Source organism: Streptomyces lonarensis (assembly GCF_012033735.1).
Classification (GTDB): Bacteria; Actinomycetota; Actinomycetes; order Streptomycetales; family Streptomycetaceae; genus Streptomyces; species Streptomyces lonarensis.
The window spans coordinates 1-1397 of sequence record NZ_JAAVJD010000466.1 but is presented as its reverse complement, the minus strand read 5'-3'; the positions used below and the strand labels follow the sequence as shown (position 1 = coordinate 1397).

Here is a 1397-nt window from a genome sequence, read left to right as displayed (position 1 = left end):
CGGCCGCGGCGCCCGGGCAGGACGACCGGTACCGCATCGACGCGGAGGCGGAGGCGGCCGACGAGGGCCGTCCCAACCGCCCGGTGCTGGCCGGCGCGGCGCTCGCCGGCGTGCTGCTGGTGGCCGCGCCCCTGCTGCTGCTGTCGATCGACCGGTCAGGCGGCGGCACCACCCTGGAGACCGGGCCCGCCGCCGACACCGTGCTGCGGGAGGAGGTCGACCGGCCGGGGGACTTCGTCGCCGCTGCCCCGGAACCCGAGCCGGAGGAGACCGAGCCCGAGCCCGAACCCGAACCGGAACCGGTGCAGGCCGAGGTGGCGCCGGAGCCCGAACCGGAGCCCGAGCCGGAGCCCGAGCCGGAACCGGAGCCCGAGCCGGAGCCGGACCCCGAACCGGACGGGCCCGCCTTCCCCACCGAGCGGGTCCTGCTGCAGAACGTGGTCAACGGCAACTGCGTCGGCACCCCGGGCGGCGGTACCGGCAACCGGAACCAGGCCCTGGAGCACGTCGACTGCGAGGCGTCCCCGGACGACATCCGCTGGAACCTGGAGATGCGGTTCGAGGACGCCGGCCCGGCGGGCGCCCCGCTGTACACCTTCCGCAACGACCGCGGCGGCTTCTGCCTGGACCTGCCCGACAAGGGCCAGCGCGACCGCGGGACCCTCGTCCACCAGGCGCGGTGCTTCCCGGACATGGACGACAACCAGCTGTGGTGGCTGGACGAGCAGGAGTCCGGCACCTACTACATCCGGAACTTCGCCAGCCACGACTACTGCATGCTCGCCTACGAGGCGAGCGAGTCCGACAAGCGGCTGCGGATCTGGCCGTGCCACGAGAACCACACCTGGCGCCTGGTGGGCGACAGCTGACCACCCCCGCCCCCGCCGGTCGCGCGCACCCCGCCGTCCGGCCGGCGGGGGCGACGGTCGTCCGGGCCGGCCGCCGACCGGCGGCACCCGGCACCCGCGCACCCGCACCGCCCGGCACGTCACGTCCTCGCTGAAGCCCGTCGCGTCACGCGGCGAGAGGGAGACCTCCATGTCCGAGCACTCCCGAGCCGAGGGCGCCCGGGCGGCCGGTGCGCCACCCGCAGCAGACGCCGGTGCGCCGCCCGCAGCAGGCGGCGGTCGCGAGGCCGTCGGGGAAACCGGCCGCTCAGCGCCGCGAGCGGAGCCGACCGTCAACGGCGCCGGCCCCGGCGCCCCCGTGCCCGCCACCGAGGGGAGCGGCCCGGCAGCCGCGGGTGCGGCGACCGGCCCCACCGCCGCCCGCGGCGCGGGCGGGGCTGCGGACGCACCGGAGGAGCTCGGCGGGGCGGAGGCCGGCTGGGCGCTCGGCAAGCGCACGCCGCCGGCCCCCGGCACGGCTGCCGGGGCGCCGGACGCGCCCACCTCCAC

The 1397-nt window shown here is 77.9% G+C and carries 1 protein-coding gene and 1 pseudogene; both read left to right on the top strand.

What is annotated here, in order from left to right:
- The coding region (locus tag HCN56_RS25560) for an RICIN domain-containing protein (RefSeq protein WP_167975021.1) at positions 1-869 on the top strand (869 nt) is incomplete at its 5' end.
- Positions 870-1038: 169 nt separating this feature from the next.
- Positions 1039-1397: pseudogene (locus HCN56_RS25555) on the top strand (hypothetical protein); the annotation flags it as partial.